The organism is bacterium, assembly GCA_037131655.1.
Classification (GTDB): domain Bacteria; phylum Armatimonadota; class Fimbriimonadia; order Fimbriimonadales; family JBAXQP01; genus JBAXQP01.
In genome coordinates this window covers 1-2650 of the sequence record JBAXQP010000341.1, presented here as the reverse complement: position 1 = coordinate 2650, position 2650 = coordinate 1, and the positions used below count along the sequence as shown (strand labels likewise).

Annotated in this window: 4 protein-coding genes; 3 read left to right on the top strand and 1 reads right to left on the bottom strand. The window is 43.5% G+C overall.

Translation table 11 applies throughout. The features are described 5' to 3' along the window. Nucleotides 1–84 precede the first annotated feature (84 nt). Nucleotides 85–525 carry a hypothetical protein gene (locus tag WCO51_12130; GenBank protein MEI6514001.1) on the bottom strand — a complete coding sequence of 147 codons (441 nt, stop codon included), beginning with the start codon at nucleotides 523–525 and terminating at the stop codon, nucleotides 85–87. Nucleotides 526–736: 211 nt separating this feature from the next. Between WCO51_12130 and WCO51_12125 the strand changes: the two genes are divergently transcribed. Genes WCO51_12125 through WCO51_12115 form a run of 3 tightly spaced genes read left to right on the top strand, consistent with a single transcriptional unit; the run spans nucleotide 737 to nucleotide 2480 of the window. Continuing rightward, nucleotides 737–949: a Trm112 family protein gene (locus tag WCO51_12125; GenBank protein MEI6514000.1), complete on the top strand. Its 213-nt coding sequence runs from the start codon at nucleotides 737–739 to the stop codon at nucleotides 947–949. Continuing rightward, nucleotides 946–1410, top strand: a complete 465-nt coding sequence (gene aroQ / locus WCO51_12120) for a type II 3-dehydroquinate dehydratase (GenBank protein ID MEI6513999.1) — start codon at nucleotides 946–948, stop codon at nucleotides 1408–1410. The genes WCO51_12125 and aroQ overlap by 4 nt, the downstream gene beginning before the upstream one ends. Continuing rightward, nucleotides 1407–2480 (top strand): Xaa-Pro peptidase family protein, encoded by a 1074-nt coding sequence (locus WCO51_12115; GenBank protein MEI6513998.1) that lies wholly within the window; start codon nucleotides 1407–1409, stop codon nucleotides 2478–2480. The genes aroQ and WCO51_12115 overlap by 4 nt, the downstream gene beginning before the upstream one ends. Nucleotides 2481–2650: the final 170 nt, after the last annotated feature.

The following is a 2650-nucleotide window of genomic DNA, read 5'->3' as shown; positions in this document are numbered from 1 at the left end:
AAAAAGATGGCATAAATGTCAACGCCATCTTCGAGGTTAAGAGAAGATGGCGTTGTGCTATTAGCAGTGGAGTAAATCTAAGGCTCAGGGGCGTATGACAGTTCGTCCGGGATCAACAGTTGGTGCAGGGAGTTCAGTTTTACGGACTAAAGCTAAATCCTTAGCAGAGAACTGATATAGGGTGCTACCTCGGATGACATAAACGAATTCAGCATTAGCTGACACTGAGGCGCCACCGCCAAACCCACCTGTAAATCCACCTCTATTACCGCCCGTTCCGCCACTATTGCGGCCACCGTATCCGCCACCGGGATTATTACCCCCAGGTCCCCCTGGTCCCATGCCAGGCCCGCCGGGCTGATTAGGAACATTATTGGGATCGTTCGGATCAAATCCAGGAGCTTGCGCTACCATAACACGATTATTGGTAGCGGTATCGGCTCTAGCGCTAAGTTTCCATGCACTCAGGCAGCCGAAGACAACAATTAGAATTAAAACGCTGACTAAAACAATACGGCCTCTCATTACTCAGATTCCTCCCTAGGTTAGTTGAGCTTATTTCACACAAGCTTATTAAATATTAAACGATTTTACAAGAAGAAAGTTCTGTTGTTTGGTTGGATAAGCATCAATAAGATTTCGCATGGTAGAATTTCAACATCGATAAGCAATTGAGAACGTTCGATGCAATAATGGCGTATCTTATTCATGAGTGATTCACAGGGATGAAAAATACATGATTGATGAATACTTATTAAGCGTGTTAAGGTGTCCGACTTGTGGGGCTCAAAAACCACTAACTCTAATTGAGAACTATCTTGTATGCTATGAATGCAATCGGGCATATTTAATTGTAGATGGCATTCCGCATATGCTAAAAGAAGAAGCAGTTCAATTAGACCAACTTGATATAAATAAAGCTGAAAAACAAAAAGAGGGCAATGTATGATCCGACCAGGTATGGTACGAGTAGCCGTATTTCACGGTGCAAATATAAACTTGTTGGGTGTTCGTGATCCGGATGTATATGGCAAATCCACTTTCGATGAAGTCAATCGTAGGATTAAAGATCAAGCGGACCAGTTGGATTTGGAAGTCAAAATACTCCAGTCAAACCATGAAGGCGCTATTATTGATGCTATTCATGATGTGATGGACTGGGCTGATGTGATTATCATCAACCCAGGGGCATTTACACATTATAGCTATGGCATTCGTGAGGCGTTGGCGGCCGTTCGGTTGCCTGTAATTGAAGTCCATTTGAGCAATATTCACAGTCGACCGGAAGAGTGGCGACATCATTCGGTGATTTCTCCGATTACGATGGGCCAAGTTATCGGGTTTGGCGGATTGAGTTATTTGTTAGCCTTACAAGCCGCTAAAGCCATGATTGAGGAAACCAGAACATGAATGGTCGCCTTGAGCGAATTCGCAAGCGAATGAGGAAAATGCGGCTCGATGCTGTGATCATCACTAGTCGGGACAATGTATTTTATGTTTCCGGGTTCACAGGTTCGTCCGGAAATGCTATCATCACACTCGATAAGGCCTTATTTGTGACGGATTCGCGTTATACTCTTCAGGCAGCAGAACAGTGTAAAGGCTTTGAGGTTAAAACCCACAACTCATCGGTCGATGCGATAGAGTTTCTTTATGAGCAGTTACAAGAGTTAGCTATCATTGAACTTCGATTTGAACCAGCGGCAGTTACTGTTGATCAATTAAGAAATTGGCGAAGAAAAATGCCTGGCATAAGGCTTCGCCCGTTAAAGGATCTTCTGGGTTCTTTGAGATTGGTCAAGGATGAGAGTGAAATACAGCGAATTATAAAGGCGGTCAAGATAGTTGATGCCGCGTTTGAGCACATATTGGGATTCATCAAGGAAGGAAAGACCGAGTACGAAATTGGACTTGAAATCGAGTTCTTCATTCGGAAGCAAGGTGGCGAAATAGGGTTTGCTCCCATTGTTGTCAGTGGCCCACGTTCAGCGCTACCTCATGGCCAGCCCACCAATCGTGCAATTAAAAACGGGGAATTCCTGACTCTTGATTTCGGAGCTAAGCTTGATGGTTATAATTCCGATATAACGAGAACGGTAGTTATAGGTAAAGCGGATAATGAACACCGGCGAATATATAATGCCGTTTTGGATGCTCAGCAGAAAGCTGTTGAAGCGGTTAAACCTGGAGTGTCCGGTTGTGAAGTGGATGCGGTTGCTCGCGACTTGTTAGGAACTCAGGATTTAGCGAAGTATTTCGGTCATGGTCTTGGTCATAGTCTCGGCATTGCTGTGCATGATGGAAGTGTGTTAAATCCTAATTCAAAAGAAATGCTGGCGTCAGGTCAAGTATGGACCATTGAACCGGGTGTTTATATAGAAGATTTTGGTGGAGTACGCATCGAAGATGATGTTGTAGTAACCGATAATGGGTATGAGATATTGACCCAATCTACCAAACAGTTAATTGAAATAAAGTAGTTGATCATTCAAACAAATAGGGGGACAAAATGTCGTACAGAAAGACTCAGATATCGAGTGTACTCAGTTTGGTAGTTTTATTCGTAGCAGTAATGGCATTTGCTAATGCCACAACTGACGTAAAGAGTGAAATTCAGAAGCGATACACCAAAATGAATACCGCGTTAGGA

Coding starts and splice junctions, on each gene's coding strand:
- WCO51_12130 (MEI6514001.1), bottom strand. CDS start 525: ATGAGAGGCCGTATTGTTTTAGTCAGCGTTTTAATTCTAATTGTTGTC.
- WCO51_12125 (MEI6514000.1), top strand. CDS start 737: ATGATTGATGAATACTTATTAAGCGTGTTAAGGTGTCCGACTTGTGGG.
- aroQ (MEI6513999.1), top strand. CDS start 946: ATGATCCGACCAGGTATGGTACGAGTAGCCGTATTTCACGGTGCAAAT.
- WCO51_12115 (MEI6513998.1), top strand. CDS start 1,407: ATGAATGGTCGCCTTGAGCGAATTCGCAAGCGAATGAGGAAAATGCGG.